At 71.3% G+C, this 21,080-nt stretch carries 18 protein-coding genes and 2 pseudogenes; 12 read left to right on the top strand and 8 right to left on the bottom strand.

Going from position 1 to position 21,080, the window contains the following annotated elements:
* Window positions 1–21: 21 nt before the first annotated feature.
* Complete coding sequence (locus tag AB0N16_RS01290; protein ID WP_365791787.1) at window positions 22–963, top strand: winged helix-turn-helix transcriptional regulator; 942 nt, start codon at window positions 22–24, stop codon at window positions 961–963.
* Here the strand turns inward: AB0N16_RS01290 and AB0N16_RS01285 are convergent.
* Window positions 918–1,043: pseudogene (locus AB0N16_RS01285) on the bottom strand (sulfite oxidase-like oxidoreductase); the annotation flags it as partial. The gene AB0N16_RS01290 and the pseudogene AB0N16_RS01285 sit on opposite strands and share 46 nt — an antisense overlap.
* 8 nt (window positions 1,044–1,051) lie before the next feature.
* Window positions 1,052–1,471, bottom strand: coding sequence for a TOBE domain-containing protein (locus AB0N16_RS01280; protein ID WP_365791785.1), 420 nt, complete (start codon window positions 1,469–1,471; stop codon window positions 1,052–1,054).
* Between the two features lie 259 nt (window positions 1,472–1,730).
* Between AB0N16_RS01280 and AB0N16_RS01275 the strand changes: the two genes are divergently transcribed.
* Window positions 1,731–2,420, top strand: a complete 690-nt coding sequence (locus AB0N16_RS01275) for a M24 family metallopeptidase (RefSeq protein WP_365791783.1) — start codon at window positions 1,731–1,733, stop codon at window positions 2,418–2,420.
* A gap of 239 nt (window positions 2,421–2,659) precedes the next feature.
* Here the strand turns inward: AB0N16_RS01275 and AB0N16_RS01270 are convergent, their stop codons facing one another.
* The 3 genes from AB0N16_RS01270 to dacB all read right to left on the bottom strand — a co-directional run bounded on the left by AB0N16_RS01270 (window position 2,660) and on the right by dacB (window position 6,389).
* Entirely contained in the window at window positions 2,660–3,574 is a 915-nt protein-coding gene (locus AB0N16_RS01270) for a hypothetical protein (RefSeq protein ID WP_365791781.1), read from the bottom strand.
* A 4-nt stretch (window positions 3,575–3,578) separates the two neighbouring features.
* Entirely contained in the window at window positions 3,579–4,661 is a 1,083-nt protein-coding gene (locus AB0N16_RS01265; RefSeq protein ID WP_365791779.1) for an NlpC/P60 family protein, read from the bottom strand.
* A gap of 396 nt (window positions 4,662–5,057) precedes the next feature.
* Window positions 5,058–6,389, bottom strand: coding sequence for a D-alanyl-D-alanine carboxypeptidase/D-alanyl-D-alanine-endopeptidase (dacB, locus tag AB0N16_RS01260; RefSeq protein ID WP_365791777.1), 1,332 nt, complete (start codon window positions 6,387–6,389; stop codon window positions 5,058–5,060).
* A 343-nt stretch (window positions 6,390–6,732) separates the two neighbouring features.
* Between dacB and AB0N16_RS01255 the strand changes: the two genes are divergently transcribed.
* From AB0N16_RS01255 to AB0N16_RS01230, 6 genes are all read left to right on the top strand, one after another.
* Window positions 6,733–8,220 (top strand): hypothetical protein, encoded by a 1,488-nt coding sequence (locus AB0N16_RS01255; protein ID WP_365791775.1) that lies wholly within the window; start codon window positions 6,733–6,735, stop codon window positions 8,218–8,220.
* A gap of 490 nt (window positions 8,221–8,710) precedes the next feature.
* The gene (locus tag AB0N16_RS01250) at window positions 8,711–9,028 is read left to right on the top strand and encodes a hypothetical protein (protein ID WP_365791773.1); all 318 of its coding nucleotides are present in this window, start codon (window positions 8,711–8,713) and stop codon (window positions 9,026–9,028) included.
* A complete protein-coding gene (locus AB0N16_RS01245; protein ID WP_365791771.1) occupies window positions 9,025–11,328 on the top strand; it encodes a heavy metal translocating P-type ATPase in 2,304 nt (767 codons plus the stop codon). The genes AB0N16_RS01250 and AB0N16_RS01245 overlap by 4 nt, the downstream gene beginning before the upstream one ends.
* Window positions 11,325–11,852 (top strand): copper chaperone PCu(A)C, encoded by a 528-nt coding sequence (locus tag AB0N16_RS01240; RefSeq protein ID WP_365791769.1) that lies wholly within the window; start codon window positions 11,325–11,327, stop codon window positions 11,850–11,852. The genes AB0N16_RS01245 and AB0N16_RS01240 overlap by 4 nt, the downstream gene beginning before the upstream one ends.
* A 134-nt stretch (window positions 11,853–11,986) precedes the next feature.
* The gene (locus tag AB0N16_RS01235) at window positions 11,987–12,742 is read left to right on the top strand and encodes a hypothetical protein (protein WP_365791767.1); all 756 of its coding nucleotides are present in this window, start codon (window positions 11,987–11,989) and stop codon (window positions 12,740–12,742) included.
* A gap of 237 nt (window positions 12,743–12,979) precedes the next feature.
* Window positions 12,980–13,585 (top strand): sigma-70 family RNA polymerase sigma factor, encoded by a 606-nt coding sequence (locus tag AB0N16_RS01230; RefSeq protein ID WP_365791765.1) that lies wholly within the window; start codon window positions 12,980–12,982, stop codon window positions 13,583–13,585.
* Between the two features lie 61 nt (window positions 13,586–13,646).
* Here the strand turns inward: AB0N16_RS01230 and AB0N16_RS01225 are convergent.
* A pseudogene (locus AB0N16_RS01225) lies at window positions 13,647–13,859 on the bottom strand (aldo/keto reductase); the annotation flags it as partial.
* Window positions 13,860–14,147: 288 nt separating this feature from the next.
* Between AB0N16_RS01225 and AB0N16_RS01220 the strand changes: the two are divergent.
* The 3 genes from AB0N16_RS01220 to AB0N16_RS01210 all read left to right on the top strand — a co-directional run bounded on the left by AB0N16_RS01220 (window position 14,148) and on the right by AB0N16_RS01210 (window position 18,062).
* Window positions 14,148–15,215: an LLM class flavin-dependent oxidoreductase gene (locus tag AB0N16_RS01220; protein ID WP_365791763.1), complete on the top strand. Its 1,068-nt coding sequence runs from the start codon at window positions 14,148–14,150 to the stop codon at window positions 15,213–15,215.
* Between the two features lie 153 nt (window positions 15,216–15,368).
* A complete protein-coding gene (locus AB0N16_RS01215) occupies window positions 15,369–16,649 on the top strand; it encodes an NtaA/DmoA family FMN-dependent monooxygenase (RefSeq protein ID WP_365791761.1) in 1,281 nt (426 codons plus the stop codon).
* 525 nt (window positions 16,650–17,174) lie between these two features.
* A complete protein-coding gene (locus AB0N16_RS01210; RefSeq protein ID WP_365791759.1) occupies window positions 17,175–18,062 on the top strand; it encodes a helix-turn-helix transcriptional regulator in 888 nt (295 codons plus the stop codon).
* A gap of 53 nt (window positions 18,063–18,115) precedes the next feature.
* Here AB0N16_RS01210 and AB0N16_RS01205 read toward each other — a convergent pair whose 3' ends face one another.
* Window positions 18,116–18,547 carry a nuclear transport factor 2 family protein gene (locus AB0N16_RS01205; RefSeq protein ID WP_365791757.1) on the bottom strand — a complete coding sequence of 144 codons (432 nt, stop codon included), beginning with the start codon at window positions 18,545–18,547 and terminating at the stop codon, window positions 18,116–18,118.
* Window positions 18,548–18,694: 147 nt separating this feature from the next.
* Entirely contained in the window at window positions 18,695–19,585 is an 891-nt protein-coding gene (locus AB0N16_RS01200) for a helix-turn-helix transcriptional regulator (RefSeq protein WP_365791755.1), read from the bottom strand.
* Between the two features lie 338 nt (window positions 19,586–19,923).
* Here AB0N16_RS01200 and AB0N16_RS01195 point away from each other — a divergent pair, with 338 nt between their 5' ends.
* Complete coding sequence (locus tag AB0N16_RS01195; protein WP_365791753.1) at window positions 19,924–20,832, top strand: MBL fold metallo-hydrolase; 909 nt, start codon at window positions 19,924–19,926, stop codon at window positions 20,830–20,832.
* Window positions 20,833–21,080 lie beyond the last annotated feature (248 nt).

Below are 21,080 nucleotides of genomic sequence, written 5' to 3'. Positions count from 1 at the left end.
TAGGGAACTTACTATGGGTACATGAGGATGCACAACGCTGACGAGACCTGCGGGATCGCCCAGGCCGCCATGGTCCTGGGGGACTGGTGGAATGTTCTGGTGCTGCGCGAGGTCGCCCGCGGCCATGTCCGCTTCGACGCGCTGGCCGCCGAGATCGGCCTGTCCCGCAAGGTGCTCACCGAGCGGCTGGGCCGGCTCGTCGCCCACGGTGTCCTGCACCGCAGCCTCTATCAACGGCGGCCGGTGCGTTACGAGTACCTGCTCACCGACGCCGGTGCCGGGCTGCTGCCGCTGCTCGTCGCGATGCAGGACTGGGGTGACCGCTGGGTGCTGGGCGACGGCGGCCTCACCGCGACGGCGGCGGCGGACGGTGCCGAACACGCCCGCGTGCACTCCCTGGTCGGCACCCGACTGCCCGACGGTCTCGAACTGCCCGCCGCCCAGGGCCCCGGCGTGCCCCTGGTCTCCCCGGACGCCCCGGCGACCGTGCTGTTCACCTACCCCGGCACCGGAGTCGAATGGGGCGAGCCGCCGATCCCCGGCGCCCCTGGCTGCACGCTGGAGAACCGGCTCTTCCGGGACGCCTGGCCCGAATTCCGGAAGGCGGGCGTGGAAGTGCGCGGGATCAGCACCCAACTCACCTACGAACAGGCGGAGTTCGCCCGCGCCGAAGAGGTCCCGTACCCCCTGCTCTCCGACGCCGCCCACCCACTCGCGGCGGCCCTGCGGCTGCCGACCTTCCGCAGTGCGGGCCGACTGCGCCACAAACGCCTGATCCTGGTCGTCGACGCCGAACGGACCGTACGGCACGCGCTGTTCCCCGTCGACGACATCCCGCACGCCGTCGCGGAGAGTCTGCGACTGGCGGCGAACCGCGCTGCCGCGGACGGGAGTCGACCGGGCGCGGGCGGATGGGGTCAGGGGGCCGCGGGATCCGGTTCGTCTGCTTCCGCTTCCTGGTAGGAGTAGCGCTGCCGCTTCCACGCGTCGGCGATGTCGTGGCAGCCGCGTTCCTCCCAGAAGCCGCGCCGGTCGGCGGTCACGACCGGCGTCACCCGGTCGCGAGGGACACCTCGGTCGACTTGATCAGTGCCACGACCGGCGAACCGGCTGTCAGACCGAGGTCGGCGACCGCGTCCTTGGTGATCGCCGAGGTGAGCTCGCCGCCGTCGACGGTGACCTTGACCGTGGCCATCGCCCCGCCCACGGCGACATCGCTCACCGTGCCGGGCAGCCGGTTGCGGATGGACAGCCCCGTCACGGGGCCGGTGGCGAGGGCGACCTCGGTGGACTTCATCATGGCCCGGACGGCCGACCCCTCGGCGAGCCCCAGGTCCTCGACCGCCTCCAGGGTGATCGCGGCGGTGAGGTCCTGGCCGCCGTCCAGGCGTACCTTCACGGTCGCCATCACCTCGCCGGCGGTGACGGCGGTGACGGTGCCGGGGATCTGGTTGCGGATGCTCAGGCTCATGACGAGGCGCCTCACAGACAGAAGGACGGACGGGGGCGAATTGCCACACTTTGTATGGATCGGTGAATCCACAAACTAGCCGCTTCGGCAAACGTCCGTGGTGGCTCCCGTCGCATCCGCCACCCGCGTACCCGCCCGGCCCTGGCACATCCGAGAGGGCTGTACGCCATCGGTGCCGCGCTCACCGCGGCGAGGTCGACATGGCAGTGTAGTTCAATTTGATTGACTCGTGAGTTCAGCCAAACGTACCTTTCCTGCTATGGCTGATGATGAACCCACACGGGCGGCCCGACTGCTGGACGCCCAGGCCAAGGCCGAGCGGCTCTTCGCCGAGATGGAGAAGCGAGGGCTGGTGGCGCCGGGCGAAGGAGAGCGGGCGGTCAGCGACCGCGTCCGTGACCTGGCGAACGAACTCTTCGGTACGACCCGGCACTGGCACAAGCGGATCGTGCGCTCGGGCCCGAACACGCTCAAGCCGTACAAGGAGAACCCGCCGGACCGGGTGATCGGCGCGGACGACATCGTGTTCGCCGACTTCGGGCCGATCTTCGAGGAGTACGAGGCCGACTTCGGGCGGACCTTCGTCCTCGGCGACGACCCGGTCAAACGACGGCTCCGCGACGACCTGGCGAAGGTCTTCGCCGCCGGGAAGCGGTTCTTCGAGGCCGATCCGGACATCACCGGGAAGCAGCTGTACGCCGAGGTGGAGCGGCTGGCCGCCGAGGCCGGCTGGGAACTGGGCGGCTGGCACGCCGGCCACCTGGTCGGCGAGTTCCCGCACGAGAAGATCGACGGCGCGGACACCGAGTCGTACATCGCACCCACCAACGACACGCCGCTGCGCCGCACCGACAAGGCGGGCCGCACCTGCCACTGGATCCTGGAGATCCATCTCGTCGACCGACAGCGGGAGTTCGGCGGTTTCTACGAGGAGCTCCTCACGCTCTGATCCGGCCCGGGCGGCGTCCGGCCCGGGCGGCGTCCGGGCCGGGCGCGCCGCGTCGACGCTCCCCAAGGAGACCGCCGATCGGGACCTCGCGTTCTCCTCGGCCGTCGATCCGGACCGGCCCGAAGCCGTGCCGCGACCGCGTGCCGAAGCGGCCGGACACGGTGATCGCCGCCGGGTACTTCCCGCACGGCGTGTTCGGGAGTCGGACGGCACCTTCGGCAGTGTGTCGCCGCTCCGGCCTAGGGTGATGGCTCGGAGGACCGGCCGGGTCGGCGGGTGAAACGTCGTAGACCCCGTCGCGTGGGCCTGAGCGGCTGGTCCTCGGGGGCGATCGGGTTCTGGCCCGCGGCCAGGGCCGGTGCCGTGGCCGGGGCCGGTACGGACCGGCCGTGCCGTTCGAGCCGGCCCCGGACGGCCTGGGCCATGGCCTGGTGGGACGGTTCCCGCAGCAGGCCCTCCGACGACAGGTGCTCCCACATGTGCAGCAACTCCTGTCCCCGGGTGGCCACCTGGCCCTCGTCGATCAGCCGCTGCCACGCCGCGGTGGCACGGGCCACCTCGGGCGCCGCCCGGTTCAGATCGGTGCGGCAGCGGATGCGTGCGACGGTCAGCGCGAGGACGGTGGAGAGCATGTAGTCGCCGCGCTGATACGCGAGGTACGCCTCGATCGCCCGTGCCTCCAGCGAGAGTTCGTCCTCCGCGCCCCTGCGCAGCGTGAGGTGCTCCCGCAGCGCGCTGGCGAGGACGAACGCGGCGTGCAGCTCCTCGCGCTGCGCGTGCTGGATGATGCGTTCGACACGGGCGAGCGGAGGAAACGACTCCTCCTCCGCGGCCGTACGCTCGCGCCCGGGCGGCAGGTCCTCCTCGTCGGCGATGGTCCGGCTGGAGCCGTCGGGATACACCCGCAGGCGGGCCACCTGCTGCACGGTGCGGTCGATGACGGTGGCCGCCACCGGGGCCCGCAGGGTGCGGGCGAACATGGCGATGGCGTCGAGTATCGCCTCGTTGGGGGGCCGTGTGCCGCCCATCTCCAGCAGATGGCCGTTGACCACCGTCGACCCGTCCTCGGCCACATAGGCGTCGAGCCGGATCAGCGGCGGTGCGCTGAGCGCGGGCAGGTTTCCCTCGTTACGGGGGGTCAGCGAGTAGGTCATCCGTTCAGACTCCGGGTCGGACGACACCGACGATGGGCATGGAGGCGGCCGGTGCGGTCGTGACCGTGCGTCCGGGCCGCGGGGCGTGGACGATCTGCCCGCCCCCTATGTACATGCCCACGTGCGTGGCGTCGTAGTAGATGATCAGGTCTCCGGGCCGCACGGAGGCCAGGCTGACCCGGGTCAGCCCCTGCCACTGCGCCTGCGAGGTACGGGGTATGGGGTGCCCGGCAGCCGCCCACGCCGTGGAGGTGAGTCCCGAGCAGTCGTACGACGAGGGCCCCACGGCGCCCCACACATACGGTTTGCCGATCTGCGCCATCGCGAAGTCGACGGCCTTCGCGGCCGCTCCGCTCGCCTTCGTCCGGCCGCCGCCCGAGCCGGAACCGGTCGAGGTTCCGCCTGAATCGGGCCCCGTCCACTCGGACTTGGCCTGCTGCGCCTCCTCCTTCTCCAACTGGGCCAGTTTGCGGGTCTGTTCCTTCTTGAGTCCCGCCTCGATCCGCTCGGCCTCGGCGATCTTCTTCTCGATCTTCCCTTTCGCCTCGGCCTTGTTCGCGCGGCTGCTCTTCAGCTCCCGCAGCTTCTTTGCCGCGGCGTCGGTCTGCCGGTTCAGCTCCGCGCGGGCGCTCTTCTGGCTCTCGGAGACGTTGACCAGATTCCGCAGGGCCTGACGGGCCTGGGAGGCGTCGTTCAGAGCCTGGTCGGGGTGGTCGCCGAGCAGCAACTGGATGCCCGTGGAATCGAGATTGCCCCCGCGGTACTGCGTCCGGGCGGCCGCACCCGCGAGGTCGTGCAGATCGTCCAGCCGGTCCTCGGTGCGGGCCAGGTCCTTGCGGAGCGACGTCAGCCGCTTCTCCTGCTCGGTCGCCTTCACGTCCGCGGTGTTGTAGGCCTCGGTGGCCACCTCCGCCTCGCGGTAGAGGCCGTTCAGCTCGTTGTGGATGTCCTCGATCGACTGGTCGTCGCGTGGATCGGGTGCGCCCGGCGCCGCGTAACTCGGGCCGGGTAACAGGGTGATCGCACAGACGAGGGCTGCTATGGCGGCACGGCCGCGCAGCCGTCTGCCGCCGGTCGACACGTTCATCGGCTCCATCTTCAGAGGTCGCGTGCAGGCGGCTCAGACGGGTGACTTGCCCCTCCCGGTCGCCACCGCGGTTCTCACGGAGGACCGTTCGAGCCTCGAACACACTACCTCCCCCTGAACGGCAGCCCCTTGTATCCCCACACGTGTCGCAAACAGCACACGTTGCCCGAGCGGGTGCCGGCTTCTCCGGAGCCGGTCCCGGAGCCCCGGGAACTCAACGACTCGGAGAGCGACTGGTTGCCGGGGCGGAGTCGGAGGGCCGCAACAGCCCGCGAGCCGGGCTGGATCACGAGACGTCGCCGTCAAGGACTGACCCCGTGGAGGGGTCAGAGGCCGAGCGGCGGCGACGCCCGGAGGCGATCAGCGTGTGTTCCCTCGGTCAGGGCGTGCCGTGTCCTACGCCCAGCAGCCGTTGACCGTGGCGGCGAGGCCGTCGAGGGCGTCCTTGGTGGCGGCCGGGTCGGCGGTGGAGTTGTTCTCGATGAAGGAGAAGATCTTCCAGCGTCCGTCTCCGGCCTTCGTCAGTCCGCTCAGCGCGATCGCGCCGGTGAGCGTGCCCGTCTTGGCGCTGACCTTCCCGACGGCGCACTGGGAGTCCGCGGTGTCGAACCGGCCCCACTCGGGGCCCAGCGTCGAGCCCGCCTCCCCCGCGACGGGCAGACCGTCCACGATGTACTTCAGGGTCTGGCTGTTGGCGGGGTCGTCGGCCAGGTCGAGGATGTCGGCGATGGTCTGTGCCGGGATGCGGTTGGCACGGGACAGTCCGCTGCCGTCGTGGATCACCAAGTTGTCCAGGGACACGCCGTACCGGCCGAGGATCTGACGTACGACCGCCGTGCCGTCCTCGAAGGTGGCCGGCCGGCCGGCGGCGAGCGCGGTCGTCCGCAGCAGGGTCTCGGCGATGTCGTTGTCGCTCACCTTGAGCATGTGCTCCACGATGGCCGACAGCGCGCCGGACCGGTGCTGTGCCACGGGGACGGTTCCGGTGCCGGCGACGCCGTGGGTGACGCTCCCGGTGACGGTGACACCCTGCTTGGCGAGGAGCCTGGCGAAGGTCTGACCGGCGTCCAGGGACGTGTCCGTGACGTGGTGGCCGTCGACCACCAACGCCCGTACCGGGGCGACGGAGTCGGGGTAGTAGCCGTCGTTCCAGCCGGTGGCGAGCGTGGGCTCGGGGAAGAGGCTGTCGTCGACCTGCACCTTGACCGAGGTCAGGCCCGTGCTCTTCAGGCCGGCGACGACGGTCTTGGCCATCGCGTCGAGGTCGGCGGAGGTGAGGGTGCGGTCCCCGCCTCCGACCAGGGTGAGGGTGCCGGCGCCGTAGACGACCTTCGTGGTGAAGCGGTGGTCGGGGCCGAGGACCGTCAGCGCGGCGGTCGACGTGGCCAGCTTGGTGTTGGACGCCGGCATCAACGCGGTGGTCGCGTCGTGACCCCATACGACCTTGTTGGACTCGGCGTCGATGACAACACCGCTCAACGTGCTGCCCAGACGGGTGTCCTGGACGCGGATGCCGAGGTTGTCCGCGATCTTCTGCTCGGCGGGGTCGAGCGCGGCGGCGGTCTTGGAGACGGCCTTCTCGGCGGCGAAGGCCGACGTGCCGAACAGGATCGTCCCGGCCACGGGGGCGGTCACCGCGATGACCGCGGCACGGCGGATCGCCGGACTGATCGTTCTGCTCTTGCGGTGGCGTCCGCCCGCGCTGTCGACGGAGGGCGAGTTCAGCATGGGGGCCTCGGTACGGGGTGGGTGAGTGGGGGGAGCGGAAGATCCAGGGATCTTGGAAGGGAAAGTAACAGCTGTAACTGGCGTTACCCACGGGTACGTTGTGAAGCGGGGGAGCCTGGCTGGTTTGCGACGGTGCCGGACTTCCGGGGTGGCTCCTTCGAGGCGTCGGCGAGGCCGTCCGCGGCATGGATGCGCGACCGCGGCATGGATGCGTGACGACGAGCCGACGCGTCGCCGATGCGCACCGGACCTGCTGACGTGCGGTTTTCACCGAGAGCGGGATGCCTTCCTGTGAGCTGTAGGATGATCCGACTCTGTGGCGTGCGACGACGAGAGGTACAGGATGGCCGGCGGTTCGAACGCCACGACGACAGGTGTCCCTCGCACCGGCCTCCTCTCGCAGGCCGTCCGGCCTCGGCGGGGGCGGGGCGAGCCCTGGCTCGCGACGGTCGCGGTCGTCTTCACGCTTGCCCAACTCGTCCTCGTACGGCCGGATCTCGGTCTCGGCTGGGACGAGACCGTCTACGTCAGCCAGGTCAGCGGTCACGTTCCCGCCGCCTACTTCAGCGCGCCCCGCTCCCGCGGCATCTCGTTCCTGGTCGCCCCGATCGCGTCGTGGTCCGACTCCACCGTCCTGCTCCGGACCTACCTGGCCGTCCTCTCAGGCCTGGCCCTCTACTTCGCCCTGCGCGTCTGGCGAGGCCACTTCAGGGCCGGCGTCCTGGCTTTGGCCGGCGCCCTGTTCGCCTCGTTGTGGGTGACGCTGTTCTACGGCCTTCAGGCCATGCCCAACTACTGGGTCGCCATCGGCGCCCTGGCCTGCGTGGGCTGCCTCCTGCGCGCCCGCGCGAACGCCCGCGACCGGGCGGCCTGGTGGGGGCTGTTCGCGGGCGCGGCGCTGATGGCGTGCATGCGCCCGATGGACGCGGTCTACGTCGTGCTGCCCCTGCTCGCGCTCTCCCTGCGCCGCCCGCGCCTGCTCGCCGTGCTGGCCGTGGGGCTGGTGGCGGGCGCCGGCGAATGGGTGATCGAGGCATACGTGAGCTATGGCGGCCTCGCACAGCGCCTCTCCGACGCCTCCGACATTCAGGGCGGCCTCGGCTGGCACCTCGCGGTCGTCGACCAGCTGCGCAGCCTCGGCGGACGTACCCTGTGCCGGCCCTGCACCGGATCGGTCCCCAACCCGGCGGTGACCCTGTGGTGGTTCGCGCTGCCGCTCCTCGCCGTCCTCGGCGCGGTGGTCGCCGTCCGCACCCGGCGCGCGCTGCCCGTCCTGCTCCCGGGGGCCTGCGCCGTCACGGCCGCGGTCCCCTACCTGTTCCTCATCGGCTACGCGGCCCCCCGGTTCCTGCTGCCCGCCTACGCCCTGCTCGCCCTCCCGGTCGCCGAGGGCCTGGCCCACCTGGTCACCGCCCCGGCCCGCAGGGCCGGGCGCACCCTGGCTGTCGGCCTGGTGGCGGTCGGCCTGACAGGGCATCTGGGCGTGCAGTACGTCGTCCTGGAGCACACCGTGCACAGCTCCGCCGCCTCCCGCGCCGACTGGGCCCGCACCGCCACCGCCCTCCATGACCTCGGTGTACGGCCGCCATGCCTGCTCAGCGGCTACGAAGCCGTGCCCGTAGCCTTCTACACCGGCTGTGACTCCGCCCAGACGTCGGGGCACGACGCCAGCATGACCAGGGCCGAGCTGACGCGCGCCGCTCACCGCACACCCTTCGCCGTCCTCGTTCCGCCGGGAGGCCGTCCGCCCAGGTACGCGCGCACCTGGCCCAAGGAGCGGGCTGGCGTTCTCCGGGCGTACGTAGCACCCGAGGTACGGCAGGGAAGGTGACCGTCACGAGAGCCTGCCAACCACCGTGGGCAGGCGCCCGTACGTCTACCTGGGCATCACCCTGATCGTGCTCGCCGCCGCCGGTTGGATGCTCGCCGCGCACCGGGCCACGCGGGACAGGTGAAGGAGAGCCGCCCGACAGCGCCGATGACCATGCCGGGCGGGGGCCGTGGTGGACTCGGCCGTATCGGGCGGCCCGATACACCACCGCCGTCACCGGAGAGCGCCGCGACGCCGATGACCCGCTGCGATACGCCTGAACGGGTGCAGGCTTCTCGTTCCCCCTCCCGCTGCCCCCACTGCTCCGCCGGGAAGGCGTTTCTTCGCTCCAAGGGCGTTGACGCACACCACGCGACGACGAACACCACTGGTACGTCGTGCCTCACGTTTATGTGCGGGAACTCGAGGCTCCGTCCGGCCGACTACTGAAGCGATACGGCTTCAACGGCGTCTTCCGCACGACGGTTCGATGCGACCAGGAAGGTCGAGCATGGCCGAGATCCGACAACCGTCCCACCCTGCCGACGCGACCGCCCGCAGGCTGCTGCCGCCCCCGGCGCTGTGCGGCTTCCTGCTGCTGCTCGCCCTCGTGTTCTCGGCGTCCTACGCCGTCGGATCGGCCGCCGGTCCGGTGGCCCCCGGCATGCACGGGACCGGTAGCGCCGGAAGCGGCGGAGAGGGCGGTGGCGATGGCGGGAGTGGCGGGAGTGACGGGAGTGACGGCGGCATGGAGGACATGCCCGGGACGGACGGGAGCACGCAGGACATGCAGAACATGCCGGGGACGACGGACGGGAGTGGCCGGTGACGGCGGGCGAAGCGGTGGCCGGCCTCACGGTCACGGACCTCACCGTCGGCGGGATGACCTGCGCGGCCTGCGTGCGGCGGGTGGAGAAGAAGCTCGCCAAGCTGGACGGCGTCACGGCCACCGTGAACCTCGCCACCGGGATGGCCCGGGTCAGCCACCCGGCGGCCGTCGCGCCGGAGGACCTCGTCATCGCGGTCGAACAGGCGGGCTACCAGGCCGCCCTGCCCGTGCACGAGGAGAAGGAGACCGTCGAGGACAGCACGGACGACGGATCTGCGGCCGCCGCCCGCCAGGATCGCGAGCGCCTCCTCGTCACCGCGCTGCTCGCCGTCCCGGTCCTGGTGCTGTCGATGGTGCCCGCCCTTCAGTTCCGCAACTGGCAGTGGCTGTGTTTCGCGCTGGCCGCCCCGGTGGCGGCGTGGAGCGCGTGGCCTTTCCACGACCGCGCGCTACGAGGGCTGCGCCACTCCGCGGCCACCATGGACACCCTGGTCTCGCTGGGCGTGGTGGCGTCGTTCTCCTGGTCGGCGTACGCGCTGTTCCTCGGGGGAGCGGGCGAGCCGGGGATGCGGATGCCGTTCAGTCTGCTGCCGTCCGCGTCGGACGGCACGGCGCACGTCTATCTGGAAGCGGCGGTGAGTGTGCCGCTGTTCGTGCTGACCGGACGGTACCTGGAGGCGCGGGCACGCCGGGGGACCGGCGCGGCCCTGCGGGCGCTGGCGGGTCTGGCGGCCAAGGAGGTGTCCGTCCGCGACGAGCACGGCGAGCGGTTTGTCCCCATGGAGCAGTTGAGGGTCGGGCAGGTCTTCGTCGTGCGCCCGGGGGAGCGCGTCGCCACCGACGGGCGGGTGACGGAGGGCAGTTCGGCCGTGGACCTGTCCCTGGTCACCGGTGAGAGCGAGCCCGTGGAGGTGAGCCCCGGCTCGGCGCTGGTCGGCGGGGCCGTCAACGCCGGTGGGCTGCTTCTCGTCCGGGCGACGGCCGTCGGCGCGGACACCCAGCTGGCCCGGATCACCCGGCTGGTCACCGAGGCCCAGGCGGGCAAGGCGCGGGCGCAGCGGCTGGCCGACACGGTGGCCGGGGTGTTCGTGCCCATCGTGCTGACGATCGCGGTGACCGTCCTCGGGTTCTGGCTCGGCGCCGGCGCCGACCCGCAGGCGGCGCTCACCGCCTGCGTGGCCGTCCTTGTCGTGGCCTGCCCGTGTGCGCTGGGGCTCGCCACCCCGACCGCTCTGATGGCCGCCACCGGGCGCGGGGCGCAACTGGGTGTGCTGGTGAGCGGGCCGCAGACCCTGGAGGCGCTCCAGCACGTGGATACGGTCGTCCTGGACAAGACCGGCACCCTGACCTCCGGTCACATGACCGTCGCCCGGGTGACCACCGTGCCCGATGGCCCGGCACCGGAGGAACTGGTCCGCCTGGCCGGAGCGGTGGAGCGGGGCTCCGAGCATCCGATCGGGCGGGCGGTCACGGCGTACGCGCGCCGCTCGGCGGACCAGGAGCCGCTGCCGGACGTGACCGGCTTCACCGCCGCGGCGGGGCGGGGTGTCACGGGGCGCGTGGCCGGTCGTACCGTCGAAGTGGCCGTCCCCGACGGCGAGCTGCCGCCCGTGCTGGCCGAGGCTCTGGCCGCGGCGGAGGGCGAGGCGTACACGCCCGTGGTGGTCCGCGTGGACGGCCGGGCCGTGGCGCTGATCGCCGTCGGCGACCTCGTACGGCCCGGCAGCTACCGTGCCCTGGAACGGCTGCGGCGAATGGGCCTGCGCCCGGTGCTCGCCACCGGGGACCGCGAGGCTCCCGCGCGAGCGGTGGCGCAGGCACTCGGGATCGACGAGGTGCACGCCCGCTGCTCCCCGGAGGACAAGGCCGACCTGGTCCGGCGGCTGCGGGAGGAGGGCTGCCGGGTCGCGGTCGTCGGCGACGGTGTGAACGACGCCGCCGCGCTCGCCGGCGCCGACCTGGGCATCGCCATGGGCAGCGGCACCGACGTGGCCATCGGGGCGGCCGACCTGACCCTGGTGCGCGGCGACATCGAGGCACTCGTGGACGCCGTCGGGCTGGCCCGGCGCACGCTCGGCACCATCCGCGCCAACCTGCTGTGGGCCTTCGGCTACAACGTCGTCACCGTGCCGCTCGCCATGGTGGGGCTGCTCAACCCCATGCTCGCCGCCGCCGCGATGTCGGTGAGTTCCGTGCTGGTGGTGGCCAACAGCCTGCGGCTGCGCGGCTGGCAAGCGCAACCGACGACCGGCGGCGGCCGGGGACGCGGGGCGCGACCCGGGAAGGCGGCAGTTCGGTGAGGTGGACGGCTACGGCCCCTGGTGACCGGCGGCGGCTGAAGGACGGCGCGCTCGCCGCGCTCGTTTCCGTCGCCGCGTGCGCCGTGGCCCTGGCGGGCCTGACCGCCTGGACCGGCACCGGCAGGGCGGGCAGCCCGGCGCGTCTGAGCGTCACCGAAGGACGCGTCCTGTTGCCGTCCGCCGGGGTGGCGGAGACGGCCGCGTTCTTCCGTATCGAGAACGAGGGCGGTTCGGCCGACAGCCTGATACGCGTGACCTCGCGCGACGTCCCCGGCGGCATCACGCTCGCCCGGCACCGCATGAACGAGGGGAACGCGGCCTACCGCGCCGCCGTCGACTCCGTCGGGATACCGGCGGGCGGGAGCGTCGCGATGTCGCCGCAAGGGGTGGACCTGACGGTGTCCGCTCCGGCCGGGAAGTGGAGTTCGGGTGATCTGGTGCCCTTCACCCTGGAGTTCCGGCACAGCGGGCGGGTCAAGGTCCTTGCGGTGGTGGGGCGTTCGGGAAGTGCCCCGTTCCAGTAGTCGTGCTGATCGGCCGTTGAGTTCCCGGATGCAGGGTGTGAGGTGCGTCACTGGCCGGCTGGTGAGTCGGAGGGCGGGTGCCCGCACGTACCCCCTGACGACGACCAGTCGCCGGGTGCGAGGATGGGCGGGCTATGACTGTCCGAGGGTGGTGCCGTGCGCTGCGGGCCGGTGTGTTCGCCGCCGTCTGCGTGCTGCTCGCCGCCCTCGGTCACGTGATCATGTCGGGCACCTCCGTCCCCTGGTGGGCCATGGCCGCCGGCGCGGCCGGAACCGGCACGGCAGGCTGGCTGCTGGCCGGCCGTGAACGGGGACGCACGCTGATCGTCACGGTCGTGACGGTGGCGCAGGCGGTGCTGCACGAGGCGTTCTCGCTGGCGCAGACGGTCACCCCGGCGACGGTGCCAGGCCAGGGCACCGCGGCCCGTGCCCCGGGTTCCATCACGAACATGAGCGGCATGAGCGGCATGGGCGGCATGGGCGGCATGGGCACGGGCGGCATGGACATGGGCTCCACGCCCATGGGCTCCCTGCACATGGACCCGATGGACATGGGCTCCATGGCGCATGCCATGACCGGTGCCCCACACGCGCACGGTATGGCGGGCATGAGCGGCGCCGCCACGTACGGCATGTTCGCCGCCCACCTCCTGGCCGCAGTCCTGTGCGGGCTCTGGCTCGGGTACGGCGAGCGCGCGGTCTTCCGCGTCCTGCGGGCCGCGGCCACCCGGCTGGTGGCGCCGCTGCGGATGCTGCTGGCCGGACCCGCGCCGCTCCCACGCCCGCTCGCGGGCAGGCGCCGCGCCACCGACGTCCCGGCTCCGGCGCGCCTCCTCCTGTGCTGCTCGCTCACCTCTCGGGCCCCGCCCACGGGTGCCGCTGTCGCCTGAGACAGCCGGAACCACCGGGGCCGCACGTCTCGCCTCCCGTCCTGCCGCGTTCGCGCGCAGTTCCTTCTTGCCGGCGCTGCACACCGGCACGTCCCTCGTGCCGCCGCGCGCCGACACCTCCTGACGGGCCCCGGGCATCGCCGTACCCACCGTGTACGGACGCACCCCACGTCCCGGTGCGCCGCCGCTCCCAGCGGCCGGCCCCCGGACGTCCTGACGACCCGAGAAGGACATCACGTGACTGCTCCCGTCCTGCCCGCTTCCCGGGCGAAACGAGCCTCGACGGACGCGGCGGCGACCGCCTGGGCGCTGGCCGCCCGTAGCGGCGACCGCCACGCGGCCGAGCATTTCGTCCGCGCGCTCCACCACGACGTGCTGTGCTACGTCGCCCACCTCAGCGGCGATCCCCAGACCGCCCACGACCTGACCCAGGACACCTTCGCGCGGGCCTTCGGCAGCCTGCACCGCTTCGAAGGCCGGGCCTCGGCCCGTACCTGGCTGTTGTCCATCGCCCGTCGCGCGGTGGCCGACAGCTTCCGGCACGCTGCCGCCCGGCCGCGGCTCGCCGACACCCCCGACTGGCAGGCGGCCGTCGAACGCGTGCAGCCGAGTGGCCTTCCGGGCTTCGAAGACGGCGTGGCCCTGCTCGACCTGCTGGAGGCGCTGCCCGACGAACGCCGTGAGGCGTTCGTCCTCACCCAGGTGGTCGGCCTGACCTACGAGGAGGCCGCCGGCTTCACCGGCTGCCCCGTCGGCACCGTCCGCTCCCGGGTGTCGCGCGCCCGGGCGGCCCTGGAACGGCAGCTCCTGGAGGCCGAGGCACCGGCCGCCCTGACGGCCTGACACGACGGCGGGTTGGTGCTCCCCGGGGAGGGAGCGCCAACTCCGGTGCGAGGTCGGGGCTGTGACTGTAGAAGATGTCGACGTAGTCGGTGCCGAGATCGCGCAGGCTGTGGTCGAGCGAGGCCAGGAGCGACTTGCGGGAGCCGCCCCTGAGGTAGGGACTCGGACCCAGTGGGTTGCCGGCCTTGGTCGGCAGGATGAGCTCGTCCGGGTAGGGCGCGAGGTCCTTCCGGAGCACCGTGCCGGAGAACTTCTCGGCGGCGTGCGGCGGCGGATCGGCGCATTGACATTCCGGTCGATCACTCGGAGACTCGGTCGCATGCCCGAGGTCCTGATGCTCACCAGCGAGCGATGCGTCGACCTCGTACGGGTGTCCAGCGCCCAGTGTTGATCCTCTGGTCCCCTTCGCCAGTCCACTGTCGCGTGCTGCCGCGTCCGCTCTGACCCGCGAGGACGTGAGTCCCGATCGCCCCGGGCGCTCGACGCCGATCCGTGCACAGTGCCTCAGACAGCGTCCCCGTCTGCCTTCTGACAGCCGCCACCCCGCACAGTGATCGGAAGCATGATGAGCCCGGAATTCCTCTGGTACATCCCCAACACCGTCGAGCCGGGACATCGCGGTGACGACACGACGACCGGCTGGGGCTCCGTCGAGTACTCCACCGGCCTCGCCCGTGCGGCCGAGGAACACGGGTGGGGCGGCGCACTCCTGGGAACGGGATGGGGCCGCCCGGACACCTTCACCGTCGCCACGGCGCTGGCCGCCCGGACCACCACCTTCAAGCCCCTGATCGCGGTCCGCCCCGGCTACTGGCAGCCGGCTCACTTCGCCAGTGCGGCGGCGACCCTCGACCAGCTCAGCCGCGGCCGGGTCCTGGTCAACATCGTCAGCGGACTGGACAACCTCGCCGCGTACGGGGACACCCGCAGCGATCCCGCACAACGCTACGACCGCACCCGGGAGTTCCTCCATCTCGTACGACGCCTGTGGACCGAGGAGGACGTGACGTTCGACGGCGAGCACTTCCAGGTCGGCCGGTCCACGGTGGCCCCACGCCCGTACGCGACCGGTGCGAGAGCGCATCCGACGCTCTACTTCGGCGGTGCGTCCGAGGCCGCCGAGCGGGTGTCGGCGGCGGAGGCGGACGTCCAGCTCTTCTGGGGCGAACCGCTCGACGGACTCGCCGGACGGATCGACCGGCTCAAGGCGTTGAGCGACCAGGTGGGCCGCAGGCACGAACCACTGGAGTTCGGGCTGCGGATCACCATGCTGGTGCGCGACACCACGGAGGAGGCGTGGCGTGCGGCCGAGGAGCGGGTCTCGAGGATGGCGGCGGACGGGGGGAAGGAACTGACCTGGGTGGGGGACCGCAGGACCGCCGTCGGACAGCGGCGGCTCTTCGACCTCGCCGCGCGGGGCGAGGTGCTCGACACCTGCTTGTACACCACGCCCGGCAGGTTCGGCGGCGGGGGAGCGGGGACCACCTGGCTGGTCGGCTCCGCCGCCGACGTGGCCACGGCGCTGGACAACTACCGCAAGCTCGGCATCACCCACTTCGTCCTCTCCGACACCCCCTACCGGCAGGAGATCGGCCGCATCGGCGACCAACTGCTGCCCCGGCTGCGGTGACCACACGATGGCTCGTCCCAGGGCCCGTCCCTGAAAAGGCCGCAGCACCGGAAACGGCCGCCGCACCGGGGAAAGCCGTCACCCCCCGATGCCACCGACATCGATGAGAACGGATGCGTAGTGAGCGCGAAGCAGCCCAGAACACTGAAGACCGTGACCGGAGCCGGTGGCACGTCGGAGACGTACGACCTGGCGATCGACCCGGCCCGATCCACGCTGGACACCGCCGTGCGGGTGGCGAAGCTCGCCGAGGCGGCAAGGTTCGACGCGCTGTTCACCGCCGATCTGCTCAGGTTCGACGCCCAGGGCGCGATCGGCTCGCAGGAGCCGCTGGTCTTCGTCTCGGCGCTGAGCCAGGTGACCACGCGGATCGGCCTGATCGCGACGGTGTCGAGCACCTTCCACCACCCGTTCAACCTGGCCCGGCTCTTCGGCACCCTCGACCACGTCAGCAACGGGCGGGCCGCCTGGAACCTGGTGACCTCCTCGATCGGTGAGGAGAACTTCGGCGCCGGCGAACTGCCCAGCCCGGAGGAGCGTTACGCGCGCGCCGCCGAGACACTGGACGTGGTCAACGCGCTGTGGGACAGCTGGGAACCCGGCGCGCTGACGGCCGGTGCGGACGGGAAGGCGGTGCTGCGGCGCGACCGAGTACACCCGATCCACCACTCCGGCCGGTTCTTCACCGTGACCGGCCCGCTGAACATCCCGCCGCTGCCGCAGCGGCGCCCGGTGCAGATACAGGCGGGGCAGTCAGCGGCGGGGACGGCGCTGGGCGCCCGCTACGCGGAAATCGTCTTCACGTCGCTGCCCACCCTCGACCACGCTCTGGACTTCACCCGGAAGATCCGCGACCAGGCCCGGAGCCTGGGACGGGCCGACGGACTGCCGCTGATCTTCAGCTCGTTCCACGCCACGTACGGGGCCACCGAGGCGGAGGCGAAGCGGCTCGTACGCGAGAAGCGGGAGTCGATCGACTTCGAACGCGGCCGTGCCCAACTGGCCGACATGCTCGGCGGCGGAGTCGACCTGTCGGACCTCCCGCTCGACGCGACGCTCCCGGAGAGCCTGCTGCCCGACGTGGCGTCGGTGAACCGCCGCCGCGGCCGGGTCGACATCTTCACCGGCTACGCGCGGCAGGGCTACACGCTGCGGGAGCTCATCGTCGCGGCGCAGGACACCGGACACTGGGCGGCGGCGGGAACGCCCGAGCAACTCGCCGACGCCGTCGAGGAACGCTTCCGCGCAGGCGTCCTGGACGTGATCTCGCTCGGCGGACTCGCGGACCCGCGCCAGCACGACTTCGTCGTCAACGGCCTCCTGCACGAGCTGCGCAAACGAAAGATCGTCGCCGCCGACTACACCGGCACCACGCTCCGTGAGAACCTCGGACTCGAACTGCCGGCCCGCGACATCGCACCTGTCCGGGTCTGACCCCGGCCGAGAGGCGGCCCGGCTGGGCGAGGGCGCCGACGCCGTCATGCTCCCGGGCCGCCCATGGCCGCCCCCGCATCGAGGCCACGTCCACAAACGCCGGCACGGCCGCGTGGGGCGGCGTCGGTGTGCGCGGGCGGCCGAGGGGGAGCCGCCAAAGGCGGCCGTGGGGACCCGCAGGGCGTGTTCCGGAAGGTCCGGTTGTCAGGAGGCAGCGGCAGCGGCAGCCTGCTCCGGCTCGGAGACGGTTGTGGGCTCGTCGGTTCCCGCTTCGTGGCGTCGGGTGAGGTGGCGGTCCAGCAGAACGCTGCCCAGGTGGCGACCCCGAAGGCCGCGCCGATCCAGGCCGTACCCGCCAGCCCCGATCCCGTGTTGATCACGAGGCCGGATGCCAGGGGGGGGCGACGGCGATGCCGACATCCCGTCCGGGGCACCCGTGCGGACGCCTCGCGCGCCCTACTGAACCTAGGTCTGACGGGTCCACCCCCCGGCCCGTCATGCCGCTGTAGTGGTATCACTGGATGCATGGATCAAACCGACGAGCTCGGTGACTTCCTGCGCTCGCGCCGGGCCCGTCTGCGTCCCGAGGACGCGGGGGCGGCTTTCAGCGGCGGTGCGCGCCGGGTCCCCGGACTGCGCCGTGAAGAGGTCGCGCACCTTGCCGGGGTGAGCACGGACTACTACGCCCGCCTCGAACAGGGCCGGCACCCCCACGTCTCGGAGACGGTACTGGAGGCGGTCGCCCGCGCTCTGCGCCTGGACGACACCGAACGCGGCTACCTCTTCGAACTCGCCCGACCCAGGACACCCCGCCCGGAACGGCGCCGTCCGGCCCCGCTACCGCGCGTGCGTCCGGCGATCCACCAGATGCTGGACGTCCTCAACGATGTCGCGCCGGCCCTGGTCCTCAACCACCGCAGCGACGTCCTGGCGGTCAACCAGCTCGCCAAGGCGCTGATCACGGACTTCGACGCACTGCCGCACCGCGACCGCAACCTCGCCCGATTCGTACTGCTCCACCCCGCCGCCCGTGACCTCTATCAGGACTGGGACCGGGTCGCGGAGGCGTTCGTCGCCAGTCTCCGTCTGGCTGCCGGACGCCATCCCGACGACCGCCTGCTGAACGAATTCGTCGGGGAGCTGTCAAGCAAGGTTCCCGAGTTCGCCACCTGGTGGGCCGGCCACCGCGTGGACCAGTGCGCCCACGGCACCCGGCGCCTCGTCCATCCCGTGGTCGGCGAACTCACCCTCTCCTACGAGATTCTGGCCCTGCCCGCCGACCCTGACCTGAGTATCTGCCTCTACACCGCGGAACCTGGTTCGGCCTCTGCGGAGACGCTCAGCATGCTCGCCGCCTGGAGTGCCCCGACGGGGCTACGAGGGCGCAGCTCCTCCGAGGCACCCTCAAGTTGACTCCCAAGGTCGTCCGGTCTCGATGTCGCCGTGCACCGTGCTCTCGACGCTCGTCAGCCGTCCGTCGGCGAGCCAGTGCGACACCTCGCCCGGTCGTGCGGGAAGTGGTCGCCGAACATCGGCAGGCCGCTTGCGGACTCGGCGCGGGTCGCCTCGTCCTCCCAGACGTCCCAGTGTTCGGCCAGTCTGCCGTTCTCGACGCGTACCACGTCGGCCACGACGGAGGCGGTCTCGCCGGTGCCTGAGAACCGGCCGTAGAACATCACGTAGTCGCCCTCGGCGACCGCGAGCTGGTTGTCGTAGCGCAGGGCCGCGGGCAGTGCGCGAACGAGGTTGAACAGCCCCTCCCGCCCCGGCGGGATGTGCCGGCTGTGCTGAACGTAGTCCTCGGACCAGAACTCCTCCGCGGCCGTGTAGTCGCGCTTGCCGAAGAGTGTGTCGAAGGCCCTCAGGACGAGTTCTTTGTTCTGCTCGGGTGTGGACATGCCGTGCTCCAGAGGATGTTGGTGATGAGTGCCTCGGCCGTCGTCATCTGTGCGGCTAGGCACGCTTCGCACTGACGCCGGCGAGGCGGCGCCAGTGGGTGAGCGGCGGCGTCTCGCCTCCCTCGTCACTGATCGGCCGCCTGTTCCTCATCGGCCGGACGGTGCCTGGGAGGGCGCGGCCTCGTGTGTGCTCGTCGGCGTGGTCCAGCTGGCGAGCAGGCGGAGTGTTTCCGCGGAGGCGGAGCCGGGTTCGGTGGTGTAGAGCACGATGCTCTGGTCAGGGTCGGCGGGCAGACCCAGCGTTTCGTAGGAGAGGGTGAGTTCGCCGACCAGGGGGTGAACGAGGCGTTGGGTGCCGTGGGCGCACTGGTCCACGCGGTGGCCGGCCCACCAGGTGGCGAACACGGGAACCTTGATGGATAGTTCCCCGACGAGTTCGTTCAGCAGGCGGTCGTCGGGATGGCGTCCGGAGGCCAGGCGCAGACTGGCGACGAAGGTCTCCGCGACCCGGTCCCAGTCCTGATAGAGGTCACGGGCGGCGGGGTGGAGCAGTACGAATCGGGCGAGGTTGCGGTCGCGGTGCGGCAGTGCGTCGAAGTCCGTGATCAGCTGTCTGGCCAGGTGGTTGGCGCCCAGGACGTCGCTGCGGTGGTTGATGACGACGGCCGGTGAGACGTCGTTGAGGACGTCCAGCATCTGGTGGATCGGCTGCCGCATGCGTGGTGCGCGGGCGGGACCGCTCCGGTGGCGTCCGGGTGTCCTGGGCCGGGCGAGTTCGAAGAGGTAGCCGCGTTCGGTGTCGTCCAGGCGCAGAGCGCGGGCGACCGCCTCCAGTACCGTCTCCGAGACGTGGGGGTGCCGGCCCTGTTCGAGGCGGGCGTAGTAGTCCGTGCTCACCCCGGCCAGGTGCGCGACCTCTTCACGGCGCAGTCCGGGGACCCGGCGCGCACCGCCGCTGAAAGCCGCCCCCGCGTCCTCGGGACGCAGACGGGCCCGGCGCGAGCGCAGGAAGTCACCCAGTTCACCGTTGTCGTTCATGCGGCCAGTGTGCTCCCCGCAGCGGCGGGACGGGCCGGTGAAGGTGGACCAGTCAGACCTAGGTTCAGATGGGCGCGCTTGGAGCGTCCACGCGCATGCAGAGCGGCCATGCTGGATGAAAAGCGACGACCTTCTCCCGCGAGGATGCCAGAGGAACCCGGAGGGCCTCCCTGCATGGCCGGAGAAGGGAGCGGCTGTCCTGCACCGCTCCGCTGTCGCCTCGAAGACCGCGTTGCCGCAGGCCAGGCCCGAGCCGGCCCTCACGCGACCCCTTGGAACCCCCTCACAGGGCCCCTCTCCGCCCCAGCCCTGGGGCGGGCCGCTCGAAGGAGATCACCATGACCGAGTTCGCGCCTGTACCCGACTTCGCCCTGGGCCCGGACATCCCGGAGTCCGGGTATGTCGTCCAGGACCTGGGCGGCGGTGCCCACTTCGTCACCCAGGGGATGATCAACACGATGTTCGTGGAGACGAAGAACGGTGTCGTCCTCGTGGACGCCTCACCGTTCCTGGGGGACAAACTACTGGAGGCGATCGAGACGGTCACCCCCAAGCCGGTCACCCATCTGATATACAGCCACGCGCACGCCGACCACATCGGGGCGGCTGACCTGCTGAAGCGGGACGGCCTGAAGATCATCTCCCATGAGATCACCGGCGAGTTCATCAAAGAGGTCAAGAACGACGACCGGCGCCCCCTGCCCACCGAGACCTTCAGTGGCCGCCGCAAGGAGATGGACATCGACGGGGTGCGGTTCGTCCTCGACTACACGGGAGACTGGCATCAGGCCGGCAACCTGTTCATCCACCTGCCGGAGCTGAAGCTCATGGGAGCGATGGACAGCTTCACTCCGAAGAGCGCGCCGTTCTTCCGCCTGTACTTCTCCGCGCACGTGCCCGCGTACTTCGACGCCATGGACCAGTTGCTGGAGTATGACTACGAGACCATCGTCACCGGCCATATGGCCCTGCCCGGTACGCCCGAGGACGTGGCGACGAACCGGGAGTACATCCGGGACCTGCGCGCCGCTGCTTCCGAAGCACTGCGCACGGTCGACATGAGGGAAGCCTCGGCTGCCGCCAAGGTGCCGGCCGACAACAAGCAGGCGGAAATCAAGGTCTGGATGGATGCGGTCACCGCCCGCGCGGCCGAGCTGATGCCGTCCTGGGAAAAGCGCCTGGGAGGAACCGACATCTTCCTCTCCGACAACCTCAACGCCACCGCGTGGAGCGTCTTCATCGACTAGGACGACGCCCTACGGATGAGGGGCGAACCGCGGTGATCGCGTTCGTCGCAGTCGACTTCGCAGGAGGGATGCCGCATGCTTCCGGCGACGAAGCCCTGTCTGACGGGTCTGTGACGGACAGGGGCGAGCACTCGTTCCAGGGCATGTGGGGCGGGGCGATCTCAGTGACGCGGAGTGGGCCAGGTTGAAGCTGCACTTGCCGAGCCCACTCCCGAACCAACAGATCACCCCGCCCTACACCAGCCGGA

The sequence above is a fragment of the Streptomyces sp. NPDC051105 genome, assembly GCF_040682795.1.
Lineage (GTDB): Bacteria > Actinomycetota > Actinomycetes > Streptomycetales > Streptomycetaceae > Streptomyces.
The sequence above is the reverse complement of the archived record's forward strand: the minus strand, read 5'-3'. Positions and strand labels throughout refer to the sequence as shown.

Coding starts and splice junctions, on each gene's coding strand:
- AB0N16_RS01290 (WP_365791787.1), top strand. CDS start 22: ATGAGGATGCACAACGCTGACGAGACCTGCGGGATCGCCCAGGCCGCC.
- AB0N16_RS01280 (WP_365791785.1), bottom strand. CDS start 1,471: ATGAGCCTGAGCATCCGCAACCAGATCCCCGGCACCGTCACCGCCGTC.
- AB0N16_RS01275 (WP_365791783.1), top strand. CDS start 1,731: ATGGCTGATGATGAACCCACACGGGCGGCCCGACTGCTGGACGCCCAG.
- AB0N16_RS01270 (WP_365791781.1), bottom strand. CDS start 3,574: ATGACCTACTCGCTGACCCCCCGTAACGAGGGAAACCTGCCCGCGCTC.
- AB0N16_RS01265 (WP_365791779.1), bottom strand. CDS start 4,661: ATGAACGTGTCGACCGGCGGCAGACGGCTGCGCGGCCGTGCCGCCATA.
- dacB (WP_365791777.1), bottom strand. CDS start 6,389: ATGCTGAACTCGCCCTCCGTCGACAGCGCGGGCGGACGCCACCGCAAG.
- AB0N16_RS01255 (WP_365791775.1), top strand. CDS start 6,733: ATGGCCGGCGGTTCGAACGCCACGACGACAGGTGTCCCTCGCACCGGC.
- AB0N16_RS01250 (WP_365791773.1), top strand. CDS start 8,711: ATGGCCGAGATCCGACAACCGTCCCACCCTGCCGACGCGACCGCCCGC.
- AB0N16_RS01235 (WP_365791767.1), top strand. CDS start 11,987: ATGACTGTCCGAGGGTGGTGCCGTGCGCTGCGGGCCGGTGTGTTCGCC.
- AB0N16_RS01220 (WP_365791763.1), top strand. CDS start 14,148: ATGATGAGCCCGGAATTCCTCTGGTACATCCCCAACACCGTCGAGCCG.
- AB0N16_RS01210 (WP_365791759.1), top strand. CDS start 17,175: ATGGATCAAACCGACGAGCTCGGTGACTTCCTGCGCTCGCGCCGGGCC.
- AB0N16_RS01205 (WP_365791757.1), bottom strand. CDS start 18,547: ATGTCCACACCCGAGCAGAACAAAGAACTCGTCCTGAGGGCCTTCGAC.
- AB0N16_RS01200 (WP_365791755.1), bottom strand. CDS start 19,585: ATGAACGACAACGGTGAACTGGGTGACTTCCTGCGCTCGCGCCGGGCC.
- AB0N16_RS01195 (WP_365791753.1), top strand. CDS start 19,924: ATGACCGAGTTCGCGCCTGTACCCGACTTCGCCCTGGGCCCGGACATC.